The organism is Ruegeria sp. BE9 (genome assembly GCF_056538765.1).
The window spans coordinates 1,270,476-1,296,574 of sequence record NZ_JBQFTS010000001.1; the positions used below are offsets into that span (position 1 = coordinate 1,270,476).

Here is a 26,099-nt window from a genome sequence, read left to right on the forward strand (position 1 = left end):
GTTCTTTGTATGAGAGTTCTACTTGCAGAAGATGAGCCTCACCTCTGCGACCAAATCAAAAGGCTGCTTAGTGCCGAAGGTCGGATCGTTGATGTCGTTCACAACGGGGTTGAGGCTCTACATTTGGGCTCAACTGAACCCTACGACGTTATCATCTTGGATATCGGTCTGCCCGAACGCGACGGCATATCTATACTGCGCGAATGGCGAAATGCAGAAATCACCACTCCTGTTTTGATTTTGACCGCAAGAGACGGGTGGAGTGAACGCGTAGACGGGCTGGACGCCGGCGCTGATGATTACATGATCAAGCCGTTTCATATGCCTGAGCTTGCAGCGCGTGTCCGGGCCATCCTGCGCCGTCAAAGTGGTCAGCTCAACCCGATCATCGAAAAAGGGAATGTGGCGCTGGACACTCGGACCGGACGGGTCACAGTCGACGGGATCCCGGTTGAGCTGACGGCGCAAGAGATCGCCGTTCTGACATACCTCGCCGTCAACTCTGGGCGCCGAATATCTCGGACCGAGCTTTCAGAGCATATCTACGAATACGACGGGGACCGCGACTCTAACACGATTGCAGTGTTCATAAATCGGTTGCGAAAAAAACTGGGTTCTGACTTGATCTCCACAGTGAGAGGTCGTGGATATATGATCGATTGAGTCGGATGTTATCGCTGCGTCAACGTGCCTTGCTGGGCGGGATCACTTCCGGTGCAGTCTCGGTAGCTGTCGGAACGATTGCAGTCTTTTCTTTCATTGACGCCAGAGTCCTTGAGAGGTTCGACAGCAATCTTGAGGACAAGCACACCCAGTTGGTTGTCGGCTTGAGTGTCACTACACAAGCCCCCGAAGCGCTAAGCGATCTGCTGTTCGATCCTGCATACGGCACACCTTATTCGGGACGGTATTGGCAAGTCACGAGCAGCGACGGTGAAATCTACACCTCGCCCTCGATGTTTGACGAAACAATCGCTGAACCCGAAGGTTCCTCTGTGGGCACCGTAATCTGGAACACACCCGGACCTGACAACGAAATAGTCCGAAGCGCCTATCAGACTATTACCTACGAAGACGGCACAGTGTGGGGCGTAAGCGTATCAGAAAGTCAGCGCCAGTTGCTAAATGAACGCCGCGCGGCCCAGCAGAGCCTTTGGCCTGTTTTCGCATTGGTCGGAGTAATCGGTGTCATGAGCTCGCTTTTGATCATGTCGGCAATTATGAAACCCTTGCGCAAACTGCGTGCGGACGTTGCTCATCGCTGGGACAAAGACGAAGTGCTTAGGCCGGATGACTACCCGGAAGAAGTCTCTCCGCTGGTCGAGGAACTGAACCAACTTTTACAACGAAATCGCGACATCATTTCCGGTTCTCGCAGACAGGCCGCCGACATCGCGCATTCGTTAAAGACACCGGCGACTATCTTAAGAAATGAATTGGCCGACCTGTCGACCAAAGGAGCAAAGACCGAGGTTGCGCAAGAAGCGCTGGACCGCATTGATGCACAGCTTAGCCGTTCTCTGGCCCGAATGCGGGCCTCTAACACTGCAGAATTGACCCACTCGCGCACCAACCTGACCGCGTCGGTGGATCGGCTTTCGCGCCTGTTTTCAATCATGGCAGACCGAGAAGGTAAGTCTTTTTCCACCAGCTGTCCCCCGGACCTCTGGGTACGCATGGATTCCCAGGACATCGAAGAGGTCATCGGAAACCTGTTGGATAACGCTTTTAAATGGAGCGACAGAGTCGTCCAGTTGACAGTGGAATTGGATGACCTCGGCATTTGTTTACGTGTTGCGGATGATGGCCCCGGAATCCCAAAGGAATCCCAGAGAGAAGCGCTGCGCTCTGGCGGCCGCCTAGATACCAACATCACTGGAACCGGGTTGGGATTGGCTATCGCCGTGGACCTACTGAACGCCTACGGAGCCAAGCTTGTTCTAGGCACGTCCCAAGAGCTTGGGGGATTGGAGGCAAGCGTCGAGCTGCCCCGCAACAGCCGTGCAGTTTCCAAACGGTAACACGAGCAAGTTTGATCACTGCGTATTCGGAACGGGGCGCACGCGCCCTTTACTGAAAGCAGCTACGCCTGCCTTAAGCGATCGAATTGAGGATCACGTCCAGCTCACTGTGGACGGGCTCCCACCCTGTTGCGCGCTGCAACGCACTGATGTCAGCACAAATTCTGGCTATGTCTCCGCTGCGTCTTGGCGCGTATACCGGCTCAATCGCAGGGGCGATGACAGTGCGAAATCTTTGGACAATCTGATTGACCGAAAGGCTTGTACCGCTACCGCAGTTCACCATCAGGTTTTCACCAGTGTCGGACAAAAACCGGATACTGCGCCAGAAGGCTTCGGTCACGTCGTCAATATGGACCAGATCCCGCTCACATGTTCCGTCCGGCGTATCGTAGTCGTTGCCTAAAATACGAAACTCGGCGTTACCGATATTCCGCACACGCGTCAGGCAAGTCGCCAGAGCATCCAGCAAACTTGGCTCACCCCCTGCCATGCTCTCACCCTTCATAAAGGCCCCACGTCCTGCGACGTTAAATAGCCGAAGGATCGCGCAGTTCATTCCATAGTGCTGGGCCGAGCTGATCAGCACGTCTTCGAACATCTTCTTGGACACGCCATAAGGGGATTTCGGCGACAAAAGCGTGTCTTCGGAAACGACTCCGTGCGGCGCATCTCCGTATACAGCCGCCGTTGAGGCGAAAACAAAATGACGAACACCTGCGGTTTGGCATGCATCCAGAAGATCAACACTGTGGGACAGGTTGTTTCTGAAGTGCATCATTGGATCGCGGACCGACTCTGCAACCGATGTAGACGCTGCAAGATGCACCACGGCCCGGCATTCATGTCGGGCCAGAATGCTAGAAATCTCTGCCTTCTGACTGATGCAGGTTTCATAAAATGGTACCCCAGCAGGCAAACGCTCACGGCGTCCGTTAGACAAGTCATCGACCACCACAACTTCGCAACCCTGATTAATCAGGTGCCGGACAAGATGCGCGCCGATATAGCCCGCCCCGCCAGTGACCAAGATCGGTGAGACCACGTCCTGCATAAGCGCCGTTTAGACCTTTCGGAAGATGAGCGAGGTGTTGATGCCACCAAACGCGAAGTTGTTCGTCATCACGTGGTCAGGGCTCAGTGAGCGGGCTTCGCTTATTAAGAAGTCAGGTATTGTCACGCTCTCAGGGACGCACCTTGGATCAACGGTCGAAAGATTTGCGGTTGCCGGAAACCAGCCATCATTCATCATCTCGATCGCTAACCAAGCCTCAATGGCTCCGCACGCTCCAAGGGAATGCCCAAAATGGCCTTTGAGCGAGTGCATGGGGACGGGACGATCAAAAACGGCTGCAGTTGCATGAACCTCCGCCACATCCCCAGCATCTGTGGCCGTACCATGACCGCTGACGAAGCCGATGTAATCCGACGAAAGTCCCGCGTTTTCCAACGCCAATCTGAGGGCGGTCTGCATTGTTGCCGACTGCGGTCGGGTCGCGTGACTGCCATCTGAGTTAGTGCCGAAACCAACAAGCTCAGCAAAAATCGGAGCGCCTCGAGCAATTGCGTGCTCTCGTTCTTCCAGAACCAGTGTTGCAGCGCCTTCGCCGATCACCAGTCCGTCACGCGCGCCGTCATAGGGTCTTGGGGTTAGTTCAGGGTGATCATTCTGAGCACTGGTTGAAAACAGCGTATCAAAGACGGCACTCATGCCGACGCTCATCTCCTCTGCTCCACCGGCCAGCATAATATCCTGTTGCCCCGCTTTGATCGCATCATAGGCGAAGCCGATGCCCATGCTGCCCGATGTGCAGGCCGAGGATGTCGGAAAAATCCGCCCTGTCAGCCCCAGGTGGATACCAATGTTGACGGCCGACGTATGGCTCATCATACGGATATAGCTGGCCGCGCTCAGATTGCGCGCAGTCCGGTCGGTCAGCAGTCGAGCAAAATCGACGACGGGATCGACATTACCGAACGACGATCCGTAAGCGATGCCCGCGCGTCCAGAGGTCAGGCGATCAGCGTCCCCCGCCAAACCCGACATCTCGAGCGCCTTGTCCGTGGCATACATCGAAAGTGCCGCGACCCTTCCAGCAGTTCTGAGGGTCTTGCGGTTGTAGTGGTCACGCGGTTCAAAGTTGTCAATCGGCCCGCCCAACCGAGTGTTCAGATCACTGCAGTCGTCCCACTCATGCATGTATCGAATGCCAGTGTGGCCTTGCTCCATCCGCTGCCGAATTTCGCCCCATGTCTCACCCAAAGCGGTGACGCCGGACATACCCGTTACGACTACCCGCCGTGTCATTGCAGCCCTCCGTCTACGGCGATTACCTGCCGCGTGATGTAGGACGCACCATCCGAACAAAGGAATGAAACAAGACTGGCGACCTCTTCGGGCAAGCCCGAACGCTGCATGGGCACCAGAGCTTTAACCATGTCACCCGGAAGTTCAGCAGTCATGCCTGTATCGATAACACCGGGGGCCACACAGTTGACCGTAATCTTGCGCTTGGCCAGCTCGATCGCCAAAGACTTGGAAGCTCCGATCAACCCTGCCTTAGACGCTGCGTAGTTTGTCTGACCCCGGTTACCGATTATCCCGGAAACAGAGGTCATAGTGACGATGCGCCCCGGTTTGCGGCGCTGGATCATCGGCATCAAAAGCGGGTGCAATACGTTGTAGAACCCATTGAGGTTTGTATCGACCACACCGTCCCAGTCTTCATCAGTCAGCGCCGGAAACGCGCCGTCCCGAGTTATCCCGGCGTTTAGTACTGCACCAAAAAATGCTCCGTTCCGATCAATATCATCTTCGATGACCTCGCGGCATTGGGCACGGTTTGCGATGTCGAAGGACAACAAGCCGCAGGTTCCACCCTGTTTTCGGATCATTTCAGCCTGTGTTTCTGCACCGTCGCGGTCCCGCCCGTAGTGCAGCGCGATGTCAAACCCATCGTTTGCCAGTTTCAGAGCGATCGCCGCCCCGATCCCCTTGCTTGAACCTGTGACAAGAATGCGTTCAGGCATGTTGAACCCCCTCAGTCACTTCGGCCCCGTCGGGGCAATACACGCTTAACGTCGCGACGGCTACCGTCTCGGAGCCACTCACGACAATCCCCTCAAAAGACGCCATATTACCATCATTAAAATGCTCTTCGACGGTGACGGTAAGCACCTCACCCACCTTGAAAAAAGGACGCGAGAGCGGCATTGATCGTGTCCCCAAAAGAAAGCCAATTGACGGAACACTCCCGCGCTGTGATTTCCAAAATCCGTCTAACGCAGCAACCGCTTGCGCCATATATTCCAAAGACAGATAGCTGGGCACACCTTCTTCAGGCCGGTAGAACATTGTCGCTGGGCCAATCTGCACCTCAGCCACCAACCGTCCTTGTTTGACCTCAACCAACCGCGAGAGTAGAGCCATCGGTTTGTCATGCGGCATGAACTGCGTGATGTCATCAAAGGCTTCGGTAGTTACACTGCTTGCTAAGGTCATGGCGTTCCACTTCTGCCCAGAACAAGGCTGCAATTGTTGCCGCCGAATGCGAACGAATTGCTGATCATTGCCGCCTTGTCAGATGGCATTTCATAGGCTGTCCCTGCTTTACTGAAATTCAGCGACTGACAATCCGGTCCAAGCTGTCCGTCCCACAGATGTGGTGGCAATGTCGTCTCGGAACTCGGGCGCGACAGCAACAACCACAAAAAGCCTGCCTCTATCGCCCCGGCGGCCCCTAACGTATGACCCGTCATTGGCTTGGTAGAACTCACCGGTACGTCGCCGCCGAAAACCTGTGACACCGCCAAAGATTCCATAGAGTCATTGGCAGGTGTGCCAGTACCGTGCAGATTCACGTAAGAGATATCACCTGCATCACACGTCGCCATCTCCAACGCCTTTTGCATTGCTACGATGGCGCCGTTCCCCGAGGGATCCGGGGCGTTCATGTGGTAACCATCCGACGTCTCGCCCCAGCCAAGCAACGAAACCTCAGACGATTGCCGTGTCATGAGGAAAACCGCCGCACCTTCACCGATATTGATGCCCTTGCGATTAGCTGAGAACGGGTTGCACAGGCCTTTCGCAATAGACGAGAGCGCATCAAAGCCATTCAGCGTCAGGCTTGCTAACGCGTCTACCCCGCCGACGATGACTGCATCACATTGACCAGTAGCCAATAGTCGCGCTCCACTCGCAAGCGAACTTGCCCCTGACGAACATGCGTTCGACACGGTGAATACAGGGCCGAGGATCCCGTAAAGCCGGGACACAAAATCGGAAGGGTTACCAAGCTCTTGCGTCTCGATACGGAAGTCTTCCGGTAAAACACCATCCTCCCCCGACAGAGCGACCCGTCCTTCTTCTATTCCACTAGTGGTTGCGCCTATTACAACACCGATGCGTTCAGGCCCATAAAGAGAAACGGCGTTTCGGATCGCTTCATCAATCTGGGAAATCGCGCTGAAAAGAATGCGGTTGCTGCGCGTATCAAAGCACCCGGCCCTACTCATTTCAGGCAAAGTCTGAGGTAGATCCGACACGACCCCCACAACAGTTTCGCCTCTTTGCAAATATGTGTCATCAGGCTTCATGCCCGATTGGTCGCCAGCCAGCAGTGCTGCAAGGACCGTCTCTTTGCCCTGCCCTAGGGCGCAGGAAATGCCCAGGTCGTTCAAAAAGTACGGTTGCTTGGTCATGACACTTCCGCTGAGGATATTCGTAGAATGTAGCCGTGTTGATGGTTGTTTATTGTTAGCTCGGCCAAAGGATCGGCGGTCTCGCTATATGTGACTGTGACCAGCGACTGCAACCCCTGTCTAACGCTGCGGCCACGGCCGTCTTGCGCGACACTCAGACCAGAGTTCAAAAGCGGGGCCAATTCTTCGTACGGCCAAAAGGCGACGACAATGTCATCCAAGATATGGTTCGGAGTGACTGGCGCAGGCAGCTTTGTTGCTCCGATCTCTTGCGGTTGTCCGTTGATCCATTTGATTGTCTCAACTGGTAGACCCAACGGATCGAACAGTTGCATCTCGATCACATCATCAGACAAGCTTAGAAACGCCATGGCCTGACGTGAAGCGCCATCTACTTCGACCGTGAGACGTTGCTGTAGCTTCAGCGGAGATTTGGTCCAAACAAGCTCAGACGAGTTGATCGTCCTGCCACTGACGGGCTGTTCCGCAACGCTTTCCGGTTTCACCGTTGGCTCTTGCACAGGCAGGGGCGTTGCTTGCTCATCATCGTGGCTGGCACAAGCCGCCAAAACCAAAACTGGGAAAAGCGTCGTAAACAGTCGCATCAGGCCATCATCCCAGCGATCGCTGCCAGTCCGCTCGACGGTTTTTTGACAAGAGGGTTGTCTCGATTCCAGGCGTATCCGGCGAGGATTGAAGTCACCATTCTGCTGACACCATTGATCTCGGCCGGTCGGTTAAAGATCACCTGCTGCAAGCTTTGGTCATACCACCCATTTACAAACGTCCGGAAAACATCCACGCCAGCACGAAGGGGGGTTTCGAACTCAGCGTCCCAGTCGACCCGTTTACCGTCAAGATGCCGTAGCAGAGCATCACAAGCCAAGTCAGCTGAGTGTAAGGCGATGGTAACACCACTTGAGAACACTGGATCGAGAAATTCAGCGGCATTTCCTAGCAACGCAAATCTCGGGCCATGCAGAGTGCGAACGTTTTTTGAATACCCCCGGATACAACCGACCGGCCGGGTCGTATGGGCATTGCGCAGCAAGTCGCCCAGATGGGTTTCGCCAATCCATTTCCAAAGTAAGCGCGCATGATCTTCGGTATCTGCCCCCAGATCGTGCTCCTCGCCCAACACAACCCCAACAGAGCTGGTCCCGTCAGAAAAGCAAATGAGCCAGAACCAGACTTCCGGGTGATGAGGATGGACTGTGATGACGATCTTGCTGCGATCAAAGTCAGGATCGGAAATGCCATCCGCTAAATGCGTGAACAGCGCTCCGCGAAATGGCAGGTTGGACGGGGCCTCAAGGTCTAACAACCGGGGAAGCACTCTGCCAAACCCGCTGCCATCCAAAACAAAGTCCGCATCCAACCGCGAGGTATGACCATCCACATCGCGAAGAAACAGTGACGCACCCTGCTCCGAAATGTCAGCCTCGGTCACCTGCGTGTCGTATCGCATTTCGGCCCCTGCGTGATCGGCTGCATCGGCGAGGATTTGATCGAACCGGGCGCGTTGCACCTGAAAAGTCGTTCCCCAGCCGGGCTCGTATTTCTGGCGAAAGTCGATGTCGGTCGCTTGCGCACCGCGGACGAAACGCGCTCCTGTTTTGATTTGGAAGCCAGCCTTCTCAATTTCTGGCAACACCCCTGCGCGCTCAAGCGGAAACATTGAAAAGGGCAGCAGGCTTTCTCCGATCGAGAACCGAGGATGTCGCGTGGACTCCACCACTGTCACACGATGCCCTGCGTCGACCAGTCTTTTCGCCGCGAGTGAACCCGCTGGCCCTGCCCCGATGATAGCTACACCTGTTGAGGTCGAAAGCTGCGTCATTTATCCGTTCCTATGACTTGAGTTGAAAAAGGTGAAAGAACCCACGCCACCGCCAGACCGGCGCAAAGCACAGTGCCAATCTGATGGATGGCAGGCAGCGTACTGGTTCCGAGAATGGCGAAGGCACCAACCGAACTGAGGGCCGACAACGTGACAGCGCGATAAGTTTCCGGATGCGTCCCAAGTTCGGGATCACCAAGGAAAATCGCGTAATCCGCGCCGATAGCCAGCACCAAGAACAAGGACATCACGGTCAGAAGGTTCAGCGGCACCCCGACGAGTGCGGCCAGCACAGGAGCAGCAAACACCGCCCCCATCGGAACCAACGCCAGTCGCGTTCCACGGGCAAAGCCATTGCGCAGACAGAACAGCGCCCAGAGCAGACCCAACGCAGCAAGCAGTGCAACCTGCGCCCCTTTCCGAGACTGAGCAAAAGCCCTGTTTGCGCTGTCTACGGGGTCGATCAGGTACACGCTTTCGTGGCTTGCGGCCACTGAGGCCACCGAGGCGGCCGTTCCCCCAACAATCGGGATTGCCGCCCAAACGCGTCCATCGCCGGCTTGGTATACCGCTTGCAACGCGCGATACCCTGGCGCAACTGCTCGCACACCCTCCAGCGTAACTGGGACGGGCGTGCGTTCCTCAAGGTCCAAGCCTGTTTTCTGTACCCAGCTTAGTGCAAGCGTTTCGGTGACAAGCTCGGCGGTCTTAACCTGATTAGACAAGCTGGGTATCTGATCAGAAATCAAATAGGCCGAACTGATGCGGCCCTCTGATTGAAGTTGACGCAAAGACGGGGCTACGGCCTCCATTTTCTGCAGCAAGTCCTGACTGTCGTCGGCTGCAACCATCAGGAACCGAGTTGGGTGGGCTGCTGGAAACAGTGCTGACGCCAATTCGGCGTCTTGGACGAGTCCAGTAGGCATGTGCCCCAAGGACCGGACATCATCCATTGGCGGTTTCAGAACAAAGAAGGCCAAAACGATCATCGCCAATCCAATGGCCGGATGCATCACTATGCCAACCAATTGCTTGTGACGCATCTGCATCTGAGTGCTGAACTGCGTTTGACCAGCGCTCGTCCGGACAGGCAAAAGGCCAATCGCAGGAAACAGGAAGAGGATTGTCGCCAATGAAGCCGCGATCCCCGCGCAAGCAATCACCGCGATCTGGGTCAATAGATCGAACGACGCAAACAAAAGGCTGGCAAAACCAACTATCGAACTCAGTGCCCCGAAAATCAGGGCATTCTTGGTGGGACGCGCCACGTGACCGTGACTATCAGGACGTGCAAAGAAGTAGTGGAAAACATAGTCAGCAACGACCCCAAGCAATCCACCAGCAAATCCAAGGGCGACAGTATTCACACCTCCCCAAATCAGAGAGGCGGTCGTTATACCCCACAGTAAACCGATCCCCAGTACGAGCCCGGTCGCTAGCAGTGACCGGATCGAGCGCATGGCAATCAGCACAACCAACAGAACCCATGCGGCCGACAGCAAGGTCAGTCGCTCAGCCTCGGCGCGCGACGCCTTGGCGATGTCAGCTGCAAAAAATGCGCCGCCCAGATAGTGCGCCTCAAGCTGTGGTCGGTTCTGCAATACCTCGTTAACGACAGATCGCACCTTATTGGATAGCTCGGTCTGATCGGCCAGTCCTGTTACGTCATCTTGCGCCTCAAACGGTACCCGAACGTGGTTCATTCCATCTGAGGATCGAAACACCGGCACACCTTTGATCAGTTGATCAGGCAGGGTATCTCCAAGTCCTGACGACAACACCTTACCGGTCAGATCGAAAGGATCCCGGGACGGATCAACAAAAGACATAGCCATACCCGGAACAGCCAACCCTGCAAGAGCTCGGGCCAGAACGGCTTCTCCGCCGGACTGTTCAACATCCAACCTGTCCTTCGCTGAAAGAACCCCCGGAAACGCGGCCAGCAACTGTTCTGCAAAAAGTAGGTCATCCGCCTGCTGCGTCGTCAAGTCAACGGTCGCCAACTTGGGAACCGCGGCAAAACCTTGCTGCACCGCCAGCGCTGCATCTACGGCCTGCGTCGGGTCTGCATGAGACACCAATACGCTACCGTTGCCCGCCTGCCGGGCGCGCAACTCGGCCCATGCAGTGTCAAGCGCAGCGTTGCGACTTGTGCTCTTATCAAAAGCCGAGACATCGCTGTGCAGAGAGATCTGCCCATTGAAAATGCCGCCTATCAGAACGGCAACGCATATCACCTGAGCAAGGAGCCACAATGTGACCCGGCGTCGAAAGCTCACGGTCAGCGCGCCTCCTGAAACTGGTGCCACAAGACCGACAGATCCGCTTGATCGGCCGCAACCAAATCGAACGTCACCTTGCTGGCCTGATAGTCTTGCCCCTGCTCATCTCGGCCCCAAAACACTATTTCCTTCAACGCGGGCGCTGGCCCGTCGGAAATCCGCAACGAGACCGGTTCATCTTTGCCCGACAGCGTCTTCATAGTTCCGCGAATTCGGGTCTCACCACTGGGTAAGCGCACCTCTTCAACAAGCGTAAAGATGCCAGCGTCGATCAACGCCTGCGGATCACCCGAGAGCATCTTGTCGAGAATGGTCAGCTCAAGCCCCCCGCGCCCGGCATCCAGCGCAGAGAAACCTCCGTCTGGGTCCATCTGGTACAAACCATCGCCGGATACAATCAACGTCGAAGCAAACGGAGTCTGGGTGTCCCAAATCAACCCTTCACCCGGCCACAAAGCAAACGCACCAGCTGTTTCCAAAGTCACGTCGTGTTCGGGCAAGTAGCGGGTCTGTTGGAAAGTGCCGCTTTGCTTAGCGGTGTCTTGCCCGGCCGAAAGACATGTTGCCCAGAGCGAGAGCAGGAGAAAAAAGACGCGCGCCATCACGCGGCCACGTCGATTAGTTTTTCGACCTTTTCGCGGAACGTGGCCGATGTTTCGAATTGCAGCGTACCGGTATCTGCTGCGACACAAACCATCGTCGTTTGCCCTTTTGTCAAACGGGTACCAGTGTCTATGTCGGTGACCTCATAATCTATGACCATACGGTTGAGGTATTCTCTTAGCGATGCTGTCACACGAATGCGCATTCCAAATTGGGCTGGGGCTACATACTTTGCCCGCAGGTCCACAACAGGCCAGCCAAAGCCATCCTCGCGCATTTGGGGGTAGTTGTATTCCAACTTGTCCAACAGGGCGCAACGGGCTTCTTCGAACAGCTTGACGTAATTCCCGTGCCACATGATCTCCATTGGATCGAGATCATAGAACTGGACTTGCGTCTCAATACTTGCCGAGATCATCCTTATACCTCCCACACACGATCGTGGATATCGTCAGTCAATTGACGTAAGACGGCATCCAGAGGCTGATCTTCGTCAACACGCGGTATCGTCTGGCTCAGCTGATCCAGAAAGTCGCGTATCTGGGACGTCAGTTGTTCACGACGCAGTTCACCACGCTCCAAACGCAGCAACACGGCCTGATGAACCGAGACCAACAGCGCCGCCGCCACCTGTTCAGTCAGAGTGCAGACTCGCAACGCATCGCGAGACGCGATCGTGCCCATGCTGACCTTGTCCTGATTGTGGCACTCGGTCGAACGTGAAAAAACGCTCGCGGGCATGGTGTTCTTCAACGCCTCTGCGGTCCACGCCGACACCCCGATTTGCAAAGCTTTCAGCCCATGATTTATCGACGCTCTGGCCTCACTGGCGCCCGAAAGATTGGACGGCAGACCGTAGTTGAACTTGGTGTCGACCAGCAGCGCCATCTGCCGATCCATCAAGTCAGCGAGGTTGGCGACGAGGTTTTTAAGCGAATCCGCAACAAAGGCCATGTGACCACCATAGAAGTGACCACCATGCAAAATACGGTGGTCGTCCGGGTCAATCAGGGGGTTATCGTTCGCACTATTGATCTCGGTATCAACCAGTTGCGAGAACTGGGGCAGCATGTCGAACAGGACGCCAATAACGTGCGGGGCGCAACGGATTGAGTATCGATCTTGCAGGCGCGCCGGCGTGTACTCCGGCCCCAGATCGGAGAGGTCCGCACGAATACGAGACGCCGCTTCGGCCTGCCCCGGGTGAGGCTTGGCCTCGAACAGGCGTTCGTCGAAATGCGCGGGGTTTCCGTTTAAAGCGATCGCAGCCAGCGCGGTAATTCGGGTCGTGAGCTTCCCGAGGTAGATCGCTCGCTCCATTGCCAGTGAGGTAAGGGCCGTCATAACGGCAGTGCCGTTCATGATCGCCAATGCCTCTTTCGGGCGCAGAGTGATCGGGCGCAACCCAGCCATCTTCAGCGCCTGTGCTGCGGGCATCACCTGCCCCTGATAGAGAACGTCCCGTTCTCCGACCAGGGCAGCAGCCACATAGGAAAGCGGCGTCAGGTCACCACTAGCGCCAACCGAACCCTCAGAAGGGATACGTGGCAGGATATTGTGATTTAGCAACCCTGCCAGCAGGTCCAGCAACTCTTCGCTGACACCGGAAAATCCGCATGTCAAAGAGCTTAGCCGGACGGCCAAAACGGCACGGGTTTGTTCCGGTGTCAGCATGTCGCCCAGACCGCAGCCGTGAAACCGGCTAAGATGCAAAGGCAATTCTGGCACCAGCGAACGAGGGACCGCGCGAATGACACTGTCACCATAGCCGGTTGTTACCCCGTATATCTCTCCGTCTTCTTCCAGCAATCGGTCAAGATAAGCTGTACTTGCCCGCAACTTGCCACGGTACGTTGGGCATGTGTTGACCACCGCGGTCGTTCCCGGTTGGCGCGCCAGGCGAACAACATCGGAAAAAGAGACTTCTCGGTCGCCGAAGGTGATGCTTGCTATCGGAATATTCATCGCGTTTTCTGCTCCGAAGCCCAGAAATTGAAGAAATTGAACCACTGATACGGCGCCTTTTGGACCTGATTTTCCAGGAACGCGGCGTATCGACTTGCGTAGTCCTTAAGCCCACGCGCCCGGTCTGATCTGGGCAAATGAACCCGGTCAGCCAGCTTTTCCCATGTAACGTCAAATCTGCCATCACGCCTGTGACAGCCCATCATGTACACAGGGCATTCCAGCAGATGAGCAATTAGGAATGGCCCGGTCGGAAAGGCGGCTTCCTCTCCCAAAAACGGAATGCGGACTACATTGTCGCGCGCTTCTACCGGTGTCCGGTCGGCAGCGATTACAAGCCACTCGCCCCTTTGCACCCGCTCATAAAGCTCACCGGCGACTACGGGATTAAGCGAGGTAACCTCGATCAATCGGTCGTGCGAGCTGGAGTCCAGCTTTTTGAGGACACTATTGAAGTTCTCTGCATGCTTGGTGTGCGCAAAGATATTCACCACGAAAGACTTGTGTTTCGAGGCCACGGCCCTAAGAACCTCGGGGTTACCTTGATGGGACACCAGAACAACAATGCCCTGCCCCGCATCAACCTTGTCGCGCAACGACGCAACGCTGGCGCCTAGCCAAACGTCTTCGGCCCGAATATCACCGTTCCATGCGCTGGCTTTGTCCAACGCAGCTCTGCCGAAATTCAAAAACTGCCAAAGGCTGTGATACAAGGTTTTCCCGCAGGGGGCGCCAGCCTCATTGGCGCGCGTTAGAAACTCGCCCGATGCGCGCCGTGCGCTGCCCGAGAACACAAATGCCACCATCACAACCGGCGCGATCAACACCATGGCCGCTCGGGAACCCAGTACACGATAAGTGGTCGCAACGCAGCGAATTCCCCAATACGTGCCGCGCTCTTTCTGGTCGGCCCAGTGACCGGATTTTTCGGACCACATCCATCCAAACAACCGACGGTACAGCATCGAGAACACCAACCGTGTGTGCATTTTAGAAATGGCGATGTTATCGCGCAGGGCGTCGAAGTTTGAGTGGTTTTCCTCGGGATAGTTCACTTGAACCGGGATCTGACGCACCGGAGTTCCACCCCAGAACATGCGAACCATGACCTCGATGTCAAAGTCCATGCGTCGACCCTGCACTTCGGTCTCACAAACCTGCAGCGTTCGTTCCACCGGATAAACGCGAAGGCCGCACATTGTGTCCTTGATCTGGAAAGACAGTGTTTCGACCCAGACCCAAAAATGCGTCACATATCGCCCTATGCGACGCCCCCAAGGCGCATCGCTGTCATAGACTGGTCGGCCGCTCCACAACGTGTTGGGTTCCCGCCGGGCGTTGTCGAGCAATTCGGAAACCGCATCGAGATCGTGTTGACCATCGGCATCAACCTGCACTGCGTGTGTGAAACCTCGGGCTTTGACTTCTTGTAAGCCACTGACGACGGCCGCGCCTTTTCCACCGTTCTGCACCCTGCAGATGACATGGACAGACCCGTCCGCCTGTTCCAATTGCGCTATGGCCGAAGCCGCAGGTTCGGAAGAGCCATCGTCTACGATGACTATGGGCAGTTCAAGTCGCTTCAACCGCTCAACAATCGCCGGTAGGGTTTTGAAGTGGTTATAGCTGGGGATCAGAGCGCAAGGCTTGAATTCCTGTTCACTCATGCCGGCACCAACTCGATAATCCCACTTGCGTGCTGGCCGTGCTCCGAAACGAAAATGAATTTTACACGGTTTTTCTCGGGCAAATACTCTAGCGTCAGCTCCAGACTGGTGTGAGGCTCAACAACTTTTTTGAATTTCAGGTTGCGCGTTCCGACCACGGCTCGACCGCAAGCAAAGACCTGATCAGCAAGCTGTACAGCCCAATCAAACAGAGCAATCCCTGGAACAATTGGCTGAACCGAAAAGTGCCCCATCAGGCAAATCAGATCTGGCAAGACGTCAATCAGCACCACAACAAGATCATCGTCTCGCGAAGCGATGCGATATGGAGGCAAATCGATTGCCCGAGGGTCCTGTCCATGATCGAGCGCTGCCATCTTCACCTCGAAAACAGTGCGGTCAACGCCGCAACCTGTCTTTTTCCCCGCTCATTCGTCGGTATTTCGCGTACAAATCGCCATAACTTGGGCGCAGATGCCGCGTTTTCTGCATTTTTGATAGCGGTCGAAAGATCGCGCTCAAGGCGGAATTTGCCTTTACTCTGCAACAGATTTTCCCCCTCAGGAGTGAGGGTGGCGACCATCGCAAGTCTGTGGCCCTTATCCGTGTCCAGGCCAAGTGCAGCGGCTTCTAAAACAAAGGCGTTAGCCTGTGCAAGCGCCTCGATCCGCGGCAAAGATACACGGACTCCTTCAACTTTGATTACGCGGTCGTTGCGACCGCCCAACCTAAACCGGCGCCCGTCGGGCGATAGTTCGCACAAATCCGACGTATCGAACCAGTCCGCGTTTGGCGTCACAGGTGATCGCACAGTCAAACAGCCTGAAATGGCTTGCTTGACTTCAACCCCAGGAAAGACTTGCCATTCCGCTTCCGGTGTCGCCTGCGTTCTGAACGCAATCCCGCCTGTCTCAGTGCTGCCATATACCTCGACAGGATGCGCGCCCGTCACTTCGGCAATAGCCATGGCACCTGTCGCGGGCAGCGGAGCACCAGATGAGAAAACCTTGACGGGCGGCCGACTTGCTGCCTGACGCACCCCTACCCGCATTATGTGCGCGGGGCATGAAACGACTGCCGATGGTATTTCTTCTGCCAGATCCAACGCAGTGTCGATCGAGCCTTGGCGCGGAGCAACCAATAACAGACCGGCACCCAATGGCCAGACGAGGCAAAAAAGGATACCATATATGTGATGATGCGGCACGGTGCTGATGATCTGAGCACCTGACAAATCTGCACCAAATTGCTGGTGCAAAGTCTCAGCCTCGGCCTCAATCTGGCGCCAAGTTTTTGGCACAGGCTGCGGCTCCGCTGTCGAGCCACTTGTGAAGAAAGTCAGGTAACAGGCCTCAGCTTCAGGAATAACCAACGCGGCATTGTCTGGGGCCAATGTGTCTTTCGAAAGCGACGAGGTCACCACTTCGTCCGTGACCAGATAGTCGAAAAGCTTATCGCGATCAGCAAGCGCCTCGGCTGAGGTCACACCCGGGATAATGGCCGTGGCTCGCGCCGCAAAACACGCCAATAGTGTAGCGAGAAAGGCCGATGGGTCTTCGCAGGTGACCGCTATTCTATCGATTTCACTTTCTTGGCGACGGTCCGCGATATCCCGTGCTAAAGCACCCGCAAGACGCACTACATCACCGGCCGTTGAAGCGGCGGTTGTTCCGTGGAACAGCTCCGTACTTGCGGGCCAATGGGGCAAATCGCAAAGAGACCTGTATGGCTTCAATTTTCTTCTGCTCGCATCAGTTTGAATAAGGCGCCCTTCAGGACGCCGATACCGTTTAAAACGTCAAAAAAACTCGTAACGGCAATTTCGATTGAACGCGCGGTTTGAAGCGTGCTCAAATCGGACGCTGCACTACCGCAAGGGCACTTTGGCCGTCAATACGAAAGGCATAGTTGAACCCTGCGGTGTTGCCCTTTGCCCACCCTGCAGGCTGGGATCGTGTGCAACGATCGGCAATCTCGGCAAACATGTCTTGGGCATCGCATTTCACACAGGCCTCCCAAAGAGTCCAATAGACGTAAAACCCGGTTTGATCGGAGGGCTGCGGTCCGTTTGGCCAAGCAACCTGCGCAAGTTCGGGCCAATTCGGGCGATCCCGGATGACTTCAAGATCAAAGCCGACCGGTCCGATGTCAGAGATGGCCACCCCGACACGATCACTACTGTGTGAAAGCGAAACCCAAACTCGTGCGATTACAGATCCATAAGACAACGGCCCAGACTTAGGATCGCTCAGAACCGCATTCTCATAGCCCTTTCGGTCTCGCACAGCCCATGCCAGCAGTTTTCGCACGGCCTTCGACTGCTGTGACCGAAGTGATGATGTGGTCATTGCTGATGATTGCAAAGGACCACTGCTAAGTGTCTCCACCTCACTCAGGCTCGCGGTAAGCACACTACAGCTTTGCGCGAAAACCAGTTCGGGAGTGAGAGCATGCGGGTTCGTCATCTGTTGCGCTGCTACGGCTTGACGCTGTTAAGGTCCATTGCGACCAAACGTCATCCTTGAATGCCCCAAGCGGTCCTGACAAGGCAAACCCGTTGAGATAATAGACCCAAGTTGGATCCCTTTATTCAGGAAGAAACATGCCAGTTCGCTCAAGCATTATTGGTTCGATTGCTCTGACTCTATTCCTGACAGGATGCGTAAGCGACGTACAGGAGCTAAGCACAACCTCCGTCACGCCTGCTTCTTCGGCCGCACCCACTACTCAAGCCTACACCCCGCCGCTGATCGCCAGACAAGCCCCTATTTACACCCCGACAATAGTCGTACCGCAGGGTGGAACGAGACTTTCCATGAGCGCTGTCGAAGGCGCAATTCTGCGCGGTGCCGGCGCCCGTGATCAATGGACCGTTACTGGCAAACGCCCGGGTCAGGTCGACCTTACCGTTGTTGTCAGATCCCATCGGGCAAGGGTCAAGGTCCTGTACGATACAAACAAAATCGTCATCCAACTTGTCGACAGCACTAACCTGCTTCAATCAGGCGGTCGGATTCACCGGAACTACAATAAGTGGATTATCCTGCTGCAAAGCCAGATTGAATCTGAATTGGCCAAGGCAAGCGGAGGGCCCCTGAACTGACCCTTCCGCAGCAGACATTTTTCGCGGGCCCCTGTCGGTTCTGGGGCGTCCAGATCAAAGATCAAGACGGCCAAGAGTGCGCCGGTTTTGTTGACGCGCCACATAGCCACCTGCCCCCAAAGCTCCGCAGACGTCTTAGCGAATTCGCACGCACGGCCTTGGGAACCTACTTGAGCGCCGAAGATCCTGAGGGTTCGGACCTGGTGTTTGCCTCGCGTTACTCTGACATGACCGAGACTCTCAAGCTTCTGAACGACCTGAATGCGCGGGAACTTATTTCGCCGACAGCGTTTTCAACATCCGTACACAATGCGGTTCCTGGGTTCGCCACTTTGATAAAGTCGCTTCAATCCGCTCACACTGGCATTTCCGCCGGGGCTGACAGCTTTGCGATGGGTTTGACAGAGGCTCTGACCCGAGCGGCGTTTACTCCGGAACGCCCGGTTACATACCTGTTTCACGATGCCGTTCTGCCAACCGAGTATCGGGACCACGCGTCCGAGGATGCCAAGGATCACTTTACGCTTTGCTTGTCTTTGTCCGCAGTCCAAACGCCACATCACGTTAACGAAATCTCAATTTCAAATTGCGCAAAAAATCAGACAACTCAGCCCCCTACCGGACTGGAAAACGCCCGATCTTTCGTACGCCTGCTGAGCGGAGCTTTGACAGAGGTGCGGATTTTGGGAACTCGCCGGGACATTCTTGTGAAATGCGCCAATGCGTAAATTGAACTACTATTGGCGTGTGCTGGCCACCGGCATCTCCTTTTCTGCCTTCGGCTTTGGTAGCTTGCTGTTGGGGGCGATCTGGTTCCGACTACTTGCCTTTATCGAAAAAGACCCCGTTGAGCTGGAACGCCGTAGCCAACTGGGTGTGAACTTTGCCTTCAGGTTCTTTTTGAAACTGATGACCGTGCTGGGTGTCGCCCGTTTCGAATTCCGCGACATGCACCATCTGAACCTTGCGCCTTCGGCCAATGGCAAAGGTCGATTGATCATTGCCAACCACCCTACCCTGATCGACGTTATCGCGCTGATTTCCAGAATGCCCAACGTGCAATGCATCGTGAAGCATCAGCTCTTTTCGAACTTTTTTGTGTCACCAGCCGTCACCGGAGCAAATTATATCCGAAATGATGAAGACCCTGAAAAACTGGCTCGGGATTGCATCGATGTGATCAATTCCGGAAAATCCATAGTTGTTTTTCCCGAAGGCACACGCACCCCGGCCGACAATAAAATGAAATTTCACAGAGGGTTCGCAGCCGTCGCTTGCGCCACTCAATGTGAGATCATTCCGATCACCATTACACTGAACCACCGCACCCTGATGAAAGGCTCACCATGGTACAGTGTGCCCCCAGAGAAACTGTCCATGACGGTCACCGCGTTGCCCGTTGTATCGACCGGGCAACTGTGTGATATCGACCTGCCTTTGCCGACTCGCAAACGGCATCTCTCACGAAATGCACAACAGATTCTGGAGACCTCCCTTGGATATTGAAGTGCTTGAAAACCGACTGAAGACCCTGATCATCGACGCTCTGGCGCTCGAGGATGTGTCCGAGGCCGACATTTCGTCCAAGGAGCCCCTTTTTGACGGTGGGTTAGAGCTGGATTCCATTGATGCTCTGGAAATCGGCGTTGCCATTCAAAAGACCTATGGCGTCAAGCTGGATGCCAACACTGACGATGTGAAACGCGCTTTTCACTCTGTTTCGACCTTGGCTCAAAAGATCTTTTCCGAAAACGGGGGCCTCAATGTCCAAGCCGGCTAACTTCGAAGACATTCTGGAACTTTTGAAGACTTACCTGGAAGAAGATTTCGAAGTTTCGCGAGAAGACGTTCAGCCGGAATCGCGCTTGTACGAGGATCTGGATCTGGACAGCATTGATGCCGTTGATCTGATCGTTCGCTTTCAGCGCGACATCGGTAAGCGGTTCTCAGCGGATGAATTCAAGTCGGCGCGAACCGTAAAAGACGTTGTCGACGTGGTCGTTGCGAACCTTTGATACGAGCGACCAAAAAGGCGATGCCTATTTTAAGGGCGACGATTTCCGCTGTACTGGTCGCATCTTTGGTCTTTTTCCCACTGGCAGCCCTATGGGGAACATTGCAGGAAAGGCCCCTGTGGCTGTTTTCCGCAGCAGTCGTGCTGACCATACTTAGGTTCGCGATGACACGGCACAGCGCGGCTGATCTGCTAATTCCGCAACTGGTGTTATATCTGCTCGTAATGGCCCTCGCCTATTTGGCCCTCGCTGATCAGGCATACCTCTTACATCCGGTCGCAATGAGCGGGTCGATGGCATTGGTGTTTGCGATCAGCCTTTCGAAAAAGAAGCCTCTCATCGAAACACTCGCAAGGTTGAAGGAGCCTGACCTGCCCCCGTCGGGGGTCGAATACACCAGAAAACTGACACAAATTTGGCTGGCCTTTTTGATGGTGAACACCTGCATCGCTGCGGCTACCGTCTTTTTCACGCCGCTGAATGTCTGGGCGATCTACAACGGGATCCTGTTTTATTGCTTGGCTGGGGTTCTGCTTGCAGCTGATATCCTTTATCGGCACGTGCTGTTGCCGCGCACCCGCCGCCTCTAGAACGGTTACCACAGTCACAAACGGCAGTTTCCTTGGCGGCCAAAAATCCGCGTTGGCGTAGGGTCACAGGTTATTTTGTTTGATCAGCACGCCTCTACAGATCAAAATCGCTCCAAGTTTCAACGTCGTGACAGGCGTTGCACAAGTTGGGGTATGCGAATGTTAACTGTTCGGACTGTTCAAAGCGGTGTTATTGCGTTGCTTGTTGCGACAGCTGGTCTTGCTCCCTCCGCCACATCGGCACAAAGCGCATCTGAGACGACAACGACCTCGACCAATTACAGAGATGTTAAAGAGATACTGGACCGCCGTTGTGTAGTTTGTCACAGCTGCTATGACGCGCCGTGCCAGCTAAAGCTAACTTCGCCGGATGGGATTTTGCGCGGTGCGAGTAAGCAAGTTGTCTATCACACCCAGCGCCTCGAAGATGCGCAGCCCACTCGTCTGGGTATCGATGCGCAAACCACCCCCGAATGGCGGGCTCTTGGCTTCTATTCTGTAACTCAGGGTGCCGGCACGTCCGATACCGCCCCAAGTTTACTCGAACGCTATCTGGAGTTGGGCCGACAGAATGCAATGCCCGCCAACGCTCCGGTGCCGAAAGAAATCGGATTGGAAACAGATCGCGCAATGGCGTGCCCAAAGCCTGATGAGTTCGAAAGTTATGCCGAGAACAATCCAATGGGTGGCATGCCTTTCGCAGCCGCCCCTCTTGAAGACAGCGAGTTCGAGACCCTTGTTTCGTGGGCTCGCAACGGCGCACGGCTTTCTCCTGCACAATTTGACCTGCCCGATACAATCAAAGCACAAATCGACACATGGGAAGGGTTTCTGAACAATCAGGATTTGCGCAGCCAACTAATGAGCCGGTACGTCTACGAACACCTCTTCTTGGCCCGGCTGCATTTCGAAGGAGATAATTCAAGACGGTTCTTTCAGTTGGTGCGTTCGACCACGCCGAACGGACAAGAAATCGATGTCATCGCCACCCGACGCCCCTTCGATGACCCTGGCACCTCACCGTTTTTCTACCGGCTTGAACTGGTCGAGGAAACGATCGTGCACAAGGAGCACCTCGTTTACCAGCTAGGACCGGATCGCATGGCGAGGTTCGAGCAATTGTTCTTAACGCCCGATTGGACACTCTCGAGCCTGCCGCCCTATGGCGACGCCGAAGGCGGCAACCCTTTCAGCACTTTCGCTGATATACCGGTCCGAAGCCGCTATCAGTTTCTTTTGGATGACGCACTCTTCTTTGTTCGAAGCTTTATCCGAGGCCCGGTATGTCACGGAGAAACAGCCGTTGATGTGATAGAAGATCGGTTCTGGGTCAGCTTCCTTAGCCCAGACGCCGACCTCTCGATCACCGACCCCAGTTTCTTGCGAGAGGGTGCCCCTTACCTCGAGCTACCGGTTTCAACTGTTGCTGAAGGTACACTGGGTGACCTGCAAGGGTTTTCTCATGAAAATCAGGTCAAATACCTTGAGTTTCGGGATGCCAGATATCGAAACAGCCCAGCGCACGACAACGGTTTTGGCTATGACGCGATATGGGACGGCGACCAGAGCAACCCCAACGCATTGATCACGGTCTTCCGCCACTTCGACAATGCCTCGGCGATGACCGGGTTTCATGGCTCCATCCCCGAAACCGGCTGGGTCATCGACTATCCCATTCTCGAACGTATCTATTATGATCTTGTCGCGGGATACGATGTGTTCGGACGAGTCGAGCATCAATTGGCCACACGCCTATACATGGACGAACTTAGGATGGAGAGCGAAGACACTTTCCTGTGGTTCATGCCAAAAGAAGCGCGCCAGAAGATGCACGAGGGTTGGTACCAAGGCGTGCTGGCCGAGTTTCACACCTATTGGCACCGCCGACATGTAGACAACAGCTTTCCAACGGGGATTGCGTTTGAGAGCACCAAGCCGAAAGAGGAGTTCTTTTCGATACTGCTTGCCCGAGGTGATGGACTGTGGCCTATATCAGATCCAATCAACCGATGTTCCGAAACAGAATGTTCGCCAGTCGATGGGTCTGCTCTGCGGGTTCTTGCCGAACAACCCGGGGAGTGGGTGCAGTATTTGCCCGACCTCTCAGTCCTGTTGCTCGAGGAAGATGACGGCACAACTGACCTTTTCACGCTGGTGCATGATAAGGCGCACAAAAACGTAGCGTTTCTGTTCGACGAAGCCGCGCGACGAATGCCTACGGACGATACCCTGACGATTTTACCGGGCTTGATAGGCAGTTACCCAAACCTGTTTTTCAAAATCAAAAACAATCAGTTACCCACCTTCATTGAAGTCATTCAAAGTGTGCGATCACAGCGTGATTTCATGGATGTGGTCGCAAGCTATGGCGTGCGCCGAACGAGCCCAGAGTTCTGGATGGTAAGCGATCAGGTTTATGAAATCTTTCTAAAGAACGAACCAATCCAAGCAGGCATTTTGGATTTAAACCGATACAAAGACCCAAAGCAGAGCGATAAACCGAACTGAAATCTTTGCGCTCTGCTCGAAACAATCTGTGACTGCTTCGCTGGCCCGCAAACTTGCCGCATCAACTGACGGCAATTAAGTTATTGATATGTGGTCTTTTGCAGATATCCGCCCGGCATACAGCAGATCCGAGAAAATTAGTGACGGTGTCGTGCATGTTTTGGGGGTGACAATGGCCCTCGTGGCCGCCCCCGTTTTGATCACTATGACCGTCTTTTATAGCTCAGAACCAGCGGCCGTTTTCGGAGCCTCAGTGTACGGTGTGACATTGGTGCTGATGCTGACCTTTTCTGCGCTTTACAACATGATCGAAAGCGACAGGTGGTCTGATGTTTTACGCCGCCTCGATCACTCTGGAATTTACGTCAAGATCGCGGGCACATACACCCCGTTCCTTATGATATCGGGCGTTCAAACCCCGGGGTTGTTACTTGGCCTTTGGTCCAGTGCGACGCTTGGCTCTGTACTAAAGCTCATTGATCCTAACCGATTTCGGTGGTTCGGACTTGCGCTTTATCTGCTGATGGGCTGGGCTGCCGTTTGGGCTGGCCAATCGATGCTGGACGAACTCTCAACCACTGTACTGTACCTGATCATTGCAGGCGGTTTGGTTTATACCTCAGGCGTTATTTTTTATCTGTTCGAGTCTCTGCCATACCACAACACCATCTGGCATGTATTCGTACTGACCGGCAGCGTTCTCTTCTTTATTGCAGTCGCCGCCCACATCTTTCCTGCGCCACTGGAAGTAACCTGATCTCCGGTGTGCTGGTCTATTGCGTTCAGTCCTACATTTAAGAAGCACCTAATACTCGCCAACCCGACAAACATCTGTCTAAGATGAGCGGACGGGCCACACTGATTATCGGCCTGTTTTGAAACCAAAAACGCGGTCAGATATGTCCTTGCTCAAAGAACCTTTGTTTCACTTCTTCCTTCTTGGCGTCGCAATTTTTGCTTGGTTCAGCTACCTGAATCCATCTGCTTGGGAAGCAGCAGAAGCCCCCCGTATTGTGGTGGATGAACAAGATATCGATCGCCTCGTTGATCAATTCCAGTCCACATGGCAACGCCCTCCCACGCCAGAGGAACTTTCTGCCCTGCAATCCTCATTGTTGCGGCAAGAGGTTTTGGTTCGTGAGGCCCGCGCCCTTGGGCTGGACCGCAATGACACCGTGGTGCGGAACAGGCTGGCTCAAAAGATGGAATTTTTGACTCTGTCGCTGGCGCAGGCAACAGAACCCGATGATGAGACCCTGCAGAGCCATCTGGCCGAAAACAACGATCGGTTTGTCGTGCCGGGTCGTGTGGCGTTTCAGCAAGTAAACTTGGCTTCCAATCCAGACCAAGAAGAAATCCAGGCTATGATCAACGCGCTGAACAATGGTTCTGAACCGGCGCAACTTGTAAGTGCACCCAGCCTATTACCCGCAGCAATACCTCTCAGCACAGCACAGCAAGTGGACGCCAGCTTTGGTCGCGGTTTTTACACCGCTCTCATGGAGCAACCACAGGGCCAATGGGTGGGGCCGGTTCAATCCGGATTTGGATCTCACCTCGTACGCATCGATGGTAGTGAGCCAGCACACGTGCCTCCGTTTGAGCAAATTCGACAGGATGTTCTTTTTGATTGGCGGCGCAGCTTAACCTCGGATCTGTCTGATGCTCAGTTCGAAACGTTAAAGGCGAAATACGAGCTGGTTACCCCATCGCCTGAGGACATCGCCCGGAGGCTGGAACAGTGATTAAACGGTTTCTGCTTGTCTTAACGTTGGCCATGATGCCTGGCTTTCAGGCGTTCGGTCATGCATTGGAACCGGGTTTTGCCGATATCAGGCAAATGTCGGATACAACGTGGCAAGTGTTTTGGCGCAAGCCAGATGTGACAGGCAAACCGATGGCAATCGAACTCCAAATGCCGTCGTCCTGCTCCCCATCAACCGGTCCTGAACCTGCATTCGATGGCTCTGCCTGGATTTCCGCTTGGGTATCGGATTGCCCTGACGGCTTGGCTCAGGGAACGATCTCAATACAAGGTCTTTCGACACAGCGCACTGATGTTTTGTTAAGGCTTCAAGCACTGGATGGAGCAACCCAGACAGTACGACTTACGCCTGATCAAACGGACCACATCGTTCCAGAGAAACCCGGTACGCTGGGTATATTCAGCAGCTATCTGGCACTCGGTTTCGAGCATATTTTGGAAGGCTGGGATCACCTCTTATTTGTCTTTGCCCTGTTAGTTCTCATCCGGGATTTTTGGCGTCTGGTCGGTGCCGTCACGGCGTTCACTGTTGCCCATTCCATAACGCTGGCCTTGGCTGCACTTGGTCACATCTCAGTCCCCGGACCTCCGGTCGAAGCGGTAATCGCTTTGTCCATTGTGTTTCTGGCTGTCGAAGCGCTCAAATCCCGGGACGGGCAAGAACGTTTGTCGGAACGGTTCCCGTGGGTAATCGCCTTTGGGTTCGGTCTGTTGCATGGGCTGGGCTTTGCTGGCGCCTTGCGAGAGATTGGTTTACCCGAACAGGACATCGCCGCGGCGCTACTTGCCTTCAACATCGGCGTAGAAGCCGGGCAGCTTGCTTTTGTCGGGTGCGTTTTGATCACCGCCTATCTATTGCGTGCCATCGCACCGAAAGCTGCGGCCCTTTGGCGATCACCAGGCAGTTTGGCAGGAACAACCATCAGCTACGGCATCGGTGCGATTGCAACCTTTTGGCTTGTTGAGCGGGTCATGTCTTTCTGACCCCTGCACAATTCGCGTCGTTTAGCTGCCAAAGGAGCATGGGGACACTTGG

27 protein-coding genes are annotated in these 26,099 nt (G+C 54.8%); 12 read left to right on the plus strand and 15 right to left on the minus strand.

Going from position 1 to position 26,099, the window contains the following annotated elements:
* The first annotated feature begins 9 nt into the window (after nt 1–9).
* Both ACR0EO_RS06200 and ACR0EO_RS06205 read left to right on the plus strand, forming a co-directional pair.
* Nucleotides 10–663, plus strand: a complete 654-nt coding sequence (locus tag ACR0EO_RS06200) for a response regulator (RefSeq protein WP_480688024.1) — start codon at nt 10–12, stop codon at nt 661–663.
* 5 nt (nt 664–668) lie between these two features.
* Nucleotides 669–2,021 (plus strand): sensor histidine kinase, encoded by a 1,353-nt coding sequence (locus ACR0EO_RS06205; protein ID WP_480688249.1) that lies wholly within the window; start codon nt 669–671, stop codon nt 2,019–2,021.
* Nucleotides 2,022–2,094: 73 nt separating this feature from the next.
* Here the strand turns inward: ACR0EO_RS06205 and galE are convergent, their stop codons facing one another.
* From galE to ACR0EO_RS06280, 15 genes are all read right to left on the minus strand, one after another.
* On the minus strand, nt 2,095–3,075 hold the full coding sequence (galE, locus tag ACR0EO_RS06210) for a UDP-glucose 4-epimerase GalE (RefSeq protein ID WP_480688026.1): 981 nt from the start codon (nt 3,073–3,075) through the stop codon (nt 2,095–2,097).
* A gap of 9 nt (nt 3,076–3,084) precedes the next feature.
* Nucleotides 3,085–4,329: a beta-ketoacyl-ACP synthase gene (locus ACR0EO_RS06215; protein WP_480688028.1), complete on the minus strand. Its 1,245-nt coding sequence runs from the start codon at nt 4,327–4,329 to the stop codon at nt 3,085–3,087.
* Complete coding sequence (locus ACR0EO_RS06220; RefSeq protein ID WP_480688030.1) at nt 4,326–5,051, minus strand: 3-ketoacyl-ACP reductase FabG2; 726 nt, start codon at nt 5,049–5,051, stop codon at nt 4,326–4,328. The genes ACR0EO_RS06215 and ACR0EO_RS06220 overlap by 4 nt, the downstream gene beginning before the upstream one ends.
* Nucleotides 5,044–5,523, minus strand: a complete 480-nt coding sequence (locus ACR0EO_RS06225; RefSeq protein WP_480688032.1) for a hotdog family protein — start codon at nt 5,521–5,523, stop codon at nt 5,044–5,046. The genes ACR0EO_RS06220 and ACR0EO_RS06225 overlap by 8 nt, the downstream gene beginning before the upstream one ends.
* On the minus strand, nt 5,520–6,725 hold the full coding sequence (locus tag ACR0EO_RS06230) for a beta-ketoacyl-ACP synthase (protein ID WP_480688034.1): 1,206 nt from the start codon (nt 6,723–6,725) through the stop codon (nt 5,520–5,522). The genes ACR0EO_RS06225 and ACR0EO_RS06230 overlap by 4 nt, the downstream gene beginning before the upstream one ends.
* Complete coding sequence (locus ACR0EO_RS06235; RefSeq protein WP_480688036.1) at nt 6,722–7,330, minus strand: DUF3261 domain-containing protein; 609 nt, start codon at nt 7,328–7,330, stop codon at nt 6,722–6,724. The genes ACR0EO_RS06230 and ACR0EO_RS06235 overlap by 4 nt, the downstream gene beginning before the upstream one ends.
* Nucleotides 7,330–8,565, minus strand: a complete 1,236-nt coding sequence (locus tag ACR0EO_RS06240) for an NAD(P)/FAD-dependent oxidoreductase (protein WP_480688038.1) — start codon at nt 8,563–8,565, stop codon at nt 7,330–7,332. Before ACR0EO_RS06240 ends, ACR0EO_RS06235 begins: the two co-directional genes overlap by 1 nt.
* Entirely contained in the window at nt 8,562–10,844 is a 2,283-nt protein-coding gene (locus tag ACR0EO_RS06245; RefSeq protein WP_480688040.1) for an MMPL family transporter, read from the minus strand. The genes ACR0EO_RS06240 and ACR0EO_RS06245 overlap by 4 nt, the downstream gene beginning before the upstream one ends.
* 2 nt (nt 10,845–10,846) lie before the next feature.
* Nucleotides 10,847–11,449 carry a LolA family protein gene (locus ACR0EO_RS06250; RefSeq protein WP_480688042.1) on the minus strand — a complete coding sequence of 201 codons (603 nt, stop codon included), beginning with the start codon at nt 11,447–11,449 and terminating at the stop codon, nt 10,847–10,849.
* Nucleotides 11,449–11,868: an acyl-CoA thioesterase gene (locus tag ACR0EO_RS06255; RefSeq protein WP_480688044.1), complete on the minus strand. Its 420-nt coding sequence runs from the start codon at nt 11,866–11,868 to the stop codon at nt 11,449–11,451. The genes ACR0EO_RS06250 and ACR0EO_RS06255 overlap by 1 nt, the downstream gene beginning before the upstream one ends.
* Nucleotides 11,869–11,870: 2 nt before the next feature.
* Complete coding sequence (locus tag ACR0EO_RS06260; protein WP_480688046.1) at nt 11,871–13,415, minus strand: HAL/PAL/TAL family ammonia-lyase; 1,545 nt, start codon at nt 13,413–13,415, stop codon at nt 11,871–11,873.
* Nucleotides 13,412–15,082: a glycosyltransferase family 2 protein gene (locus tag ACR0EO_RS06265; RefSeq protein WP_480688048.1), complete on the minus strand. Its 1,671-nt coding sequence runs from the start codon at nt 15,080–15,082 to the stop codon at nt 13,412–13,414. The genes ACR0EO_RS06260 and ACR0EO_RS06265 overlap by 4 nt, the downstream gene beginning before the upstream one ends.
* On the minus strand, nt 15,079–15,459 hold the full coding sequence (locus ACR0EO_RS06270) for an ApeI family dehydratase (RefSeq protein WP_480688050.1): 381 nt from the start codon (nt 15,457–15,459) through the stop codon (nt 15,079–15,081). The genes ACR0EO_RS06265 and ACR0EO_RS06270 overlap by 4 nt, the downstream gene beginning before the upstream one ends.
* 2 nt (nt 15,460–15,461) lie before the next feature.
* A complete protein-coding gene (locus ACR0EO_RS06275; RefSeq protein ID WP_480688051.1) occupies nt 15,462–16,817 on the minus strand; it encodes an AMP-binding protein in 1,356 nt (451 codons plus the stop codon).
* 115 nt (nt 16,818–16,932) lie between these two features.
* Nucleotides 16,933–17,391 carry a 4'-phosphopantetheinyl transferase family protein gene (locus ACR0EO_RS06280; protein WP_480688053.1) on the minus strand — a complete coding sequence of 153 codons (459 nt, stop codon included), beginning with the start codon at nt 17,389–17,391 and terminating at the stop codon, nt 16,933–16,935.
* 293 nt (nt 17,392–17,684) lie between these two features.
* Between ACR0EO_RS06280 and ACR0EO_RS06285 the strand changes: the two genes are divergently transcribed.
* The 10 genes from ACR0EO_RS06285 to ACR0EO_RS06330 all read left to right on the plus strand — a co-directional run bounded on the left by ACR0EO_RS06285 (nt 17,685) and on the right by ACR0EO_RS06330 (nt 26,047).
* Nucleotides 17,685–18,185 carry a hypothetical protein gene (locus ACR0EO_RS06285; protein WP_480688055.1) on the plus strand — a complete coding sequence of 167 codons (501 nt, stop codon included), beginning with the start codon at nt 17,685–17,687 and terminating at the stop codon, nt 18,183–18,185.
* A gap of 53 nt (nt 18,186–18,238) precedes the next feature.
* Nucleotides 18,239–18,913, plus strand: a complete 675-nt coding sequence (locus ACR0EO_RS06290; RefSeq protein WP_480688251.1) for a beta-ketoacyl synthase chain length factor — start codon at nt 18,239–18,241, stop codon at nt 18,911–18,913.
* Nucleotides 18,906–19,691 (plus strand): lysophospholipid acyltransferase family protein, encoded by a 786-nt coding sequence (locus ACR0EO_RS06295; protein WP_480688057.1) that lies wholly within the window; start codon nt 18,906–18,908, stop codon nt 19,689–19,691. Before ACR0EO_RS06290 ends, ACR0EO_RS06295 begins: the two co-directional genes overlap by 8 nt.
* Entirely contained in the window at nt 19,681–19,965 is a 285-nt protein-coding gene (locus ACR0EO_RS06300) for a phosphopantetheine-binding protein (RefSeq protein ID WP_480688059.1), read from the plus strand. Before ACR0EO_RS06295 ends, ACR0EO_RS06300 begins: the two co-directional genes overlap by 11 nt.
* A complete protein-coding gene (locus ACR0EO_RS06305; protein WP_480688061.1) occupies nt 19,949–20,200 on the plus strand; it encodes an acyl carrier protein in 252 nt (83 codons plus the stop codon). The genes ACR0EO_RS06300 and ACR0EO_RS06305 overlap by 17 nt, the downstream gene beginning before the upstream one ends.
* Before the next feature lie 20 nt (nt 20,201–20,220).
* Nucleotides 20,221–20,790, plus strand: a complete 570-nt coding sequence (locus ACR0EO_RS06310) for a COG4648 family protein (protein ID WP_480688063.1) — start codon at nt 20,221–20,223, stop codon at nt 20,788–20,790.
* A 159-nt stretch (nt 20,791–20,949) separates the two neighbouring features.
* On the plus strand, nt 20,950–23,298 hold the full coding sequence (locus ACR0EO_RS06315) for a fatty acid cis/trans isomerase (protein WP_480688065.1): 2,349 nt from the start codon (nt 20,950–20,952) through the stop codon (nt 23,296–23,298).
* A gap of 88 nt (nt 23,299–23,386) precedes the next feature.
* Nucleotides 23,387–24,055 (plus strand): PAQR family membrane homeostasis protein TrhA, encoded by a 669-nt coding sequence (gene trhA, locus ACR0EO_RS06320; RefSeq protein ID WP_480688067.1) that lies wholly within the window; start codon nt 23,387–23,389, stop codon nt 24,053–24,055.
* A gap of 142 nt (nt 24,056–24,197) precedes the next feature.
* Nucleotides 24,198–25,043: a peptidylprolyl isomerase gene (locus tag ACR0EO_RS06325; protein WP_480688068.1), complete on the plus strand. Its 846-nt coding sequence runs from the start codon at nt 24,198–24,200 to the stop codon at nt 25,041–25,043.
* The gene (locus ACR0EO_RS06330; RefSeq protein ID WP_480688070.1) at nt 25,040–26,047 is read left to right on the plus strand and encodes a HupE/UreJ family protein; all 1,008 of its coding nucleotides are present in this window, start codon (nt 25,040–25,042) and stop codon (nt 26,045–26,047) included. The genes ACR0EO_RS06325 and ACR0EO_RS06330 overlap by 4 nt, the downstream gene beginning before the upstream one ends.
* Nucleotides 26,048–26,099 lie beyond the last annotated feature (52 nt).

Coding starts and splice junctions, on each gene's coding strand:
- ACR0EO_RS06230 (WP_480688034.1), bottom strand. CDS start 6,725: ATGACCAAGCAACCGTACTTTTTGAACGACCTGGGCATTTCCTGCGCC.
- ACR0EO_RS06325 (WP_480688068.1), top strand. CDS start 24,198: ATGTCCTTGCTCAAAGAACCTTTGTTTCACTTCTTCCTTCTTGGCGTC.
- ACR0EO_RS06270 (WP_480688050.1), bottom strand. CDS start 15,459: ATGGCAGCGCTCGATCATGGACAGGACCCTCGGGCAATCGATTTGCCT.
- ACR0EO_RS06235 (WP_480688036.1), bottom strand. CDS start 7,330: ATGCGACTGTTTACGACGCTTTTCCCAGTTTTGGTTTTGGCGGCTTGT.
- ACR0EO_RS06250 (WP_480688042.1), bottom strand. CDS start 11,449: ATGGCGCGCGTCTTTTTTCTCCTGCTCTCGCTCTGGGCAACATGTCTT.
- trhA (WP_480688067.1), top strand. CDS start 23,387: ATGTGGTCTTTTGCAGATATCCGCCCGGCATACAGCAGATCCGAGAAA.
- ACR0EO_RS06305 (WP_480688061.1), top strand. CDS start 19,949: ATGTCCAAGCCGGCTAACTTCGAAGACATTCTGGAACTTTTGAAGACT.
- ACR0EO_RS06295 (WP_480688057.1), top strand. CDS start 18,906: ATGCGTAAATTGAACTACTATTGGCGTGTGCTGGCCACCGGCATCTCC.
- ACR0EO_RS06215 (WP_480688028.1), bottom strand. CDS start 4,329: ATGACACGGCGGGTAGTCGTAACGGGTATGTCCGGCGTCACCGCTTTG.
- ACR0EO_RS06265 (WP_480688048.1), bottom strand. CDS start 15,082: ATGAGTGAACAGGAATTCAAGCCTTGCGCTCTGATCCCCAGCTATAAC.
- galE (WP_480688026.1), bottom strand. CDS start 3,075: ATGCAGGACGTGGTCTCACCGATCTTGGTCACTGGCGGGGCGGGCTAT.
- ACR0EO_RS06240 (WP_480688038.1), bottom strand. CDS start 8,565: ATGACGCAGCTTTCGACCTCAACAGGTGTAGCTATCATCGGGGCAGGG.
- ACR0EO_RS06315 (WP_480688065.1), top strand. CDS start 20,950: ATGTTAACTGTTCGGACTGTTCAAAGCGGTGTTATTGCGTTGCTTGTT.
- ACR0EO_RS06225 (WP_480688032.1), bottom strand. CDS start 5,523: ATGACCTTAGCAAGCAGTGTAACTACCGAAGCCTTTGATGACATCACG.
- ACR0EO_RS06205 (WP_480688249.1), top strand. CDS start 669: ATGTTATCGCTGCGTCAACGTGCCTTGCTGGGCGGGATCACTTCCGGT.
- ACR0EO_RS06260 (WP_480688046.1), bottom strand. CDS start 13,415: ATGAATATTCCGATAGCAAGCATCACCTTCGGCGACCGAGAAGTCTCT.
- ACR0EO_RS06285 (WP_480688055.1), top strand. CDS start 17,685: ATGCCAGTTCGCTCAAGCATTATTGGTTCGATTGCTCTGACTCTATTC.
- ACR0EO_RS06200 (WP_480688024.1), top strand. CDS start 10: ATGAGAGTTCTACTTGCAGAAGATGAGCCTCACCTCTGCGACCAAATC.
- ACR0EO_RS06255 (WP_480688044.1), bottom strand. CDS start 11,868: ATGATCTCGGCAAGTATTGAGACGCAAGTCCAGTTCTATGATCTCGAT.
- ACR0EO_RS06310 (WP_480688063.1), top strand. CDS start 20,221: ATGCCTATTTTAAGGGCGACGATTTCCGCTGTACTGGTCGCATCTTTG.
- ACR0EO_RS06220 (WP_480688030.1), bottom strand. CDS start 5,051: ATGCCTGAACGCATTCTTGTCACAGGTTCAAGCAAGGGGATCGGGGCG.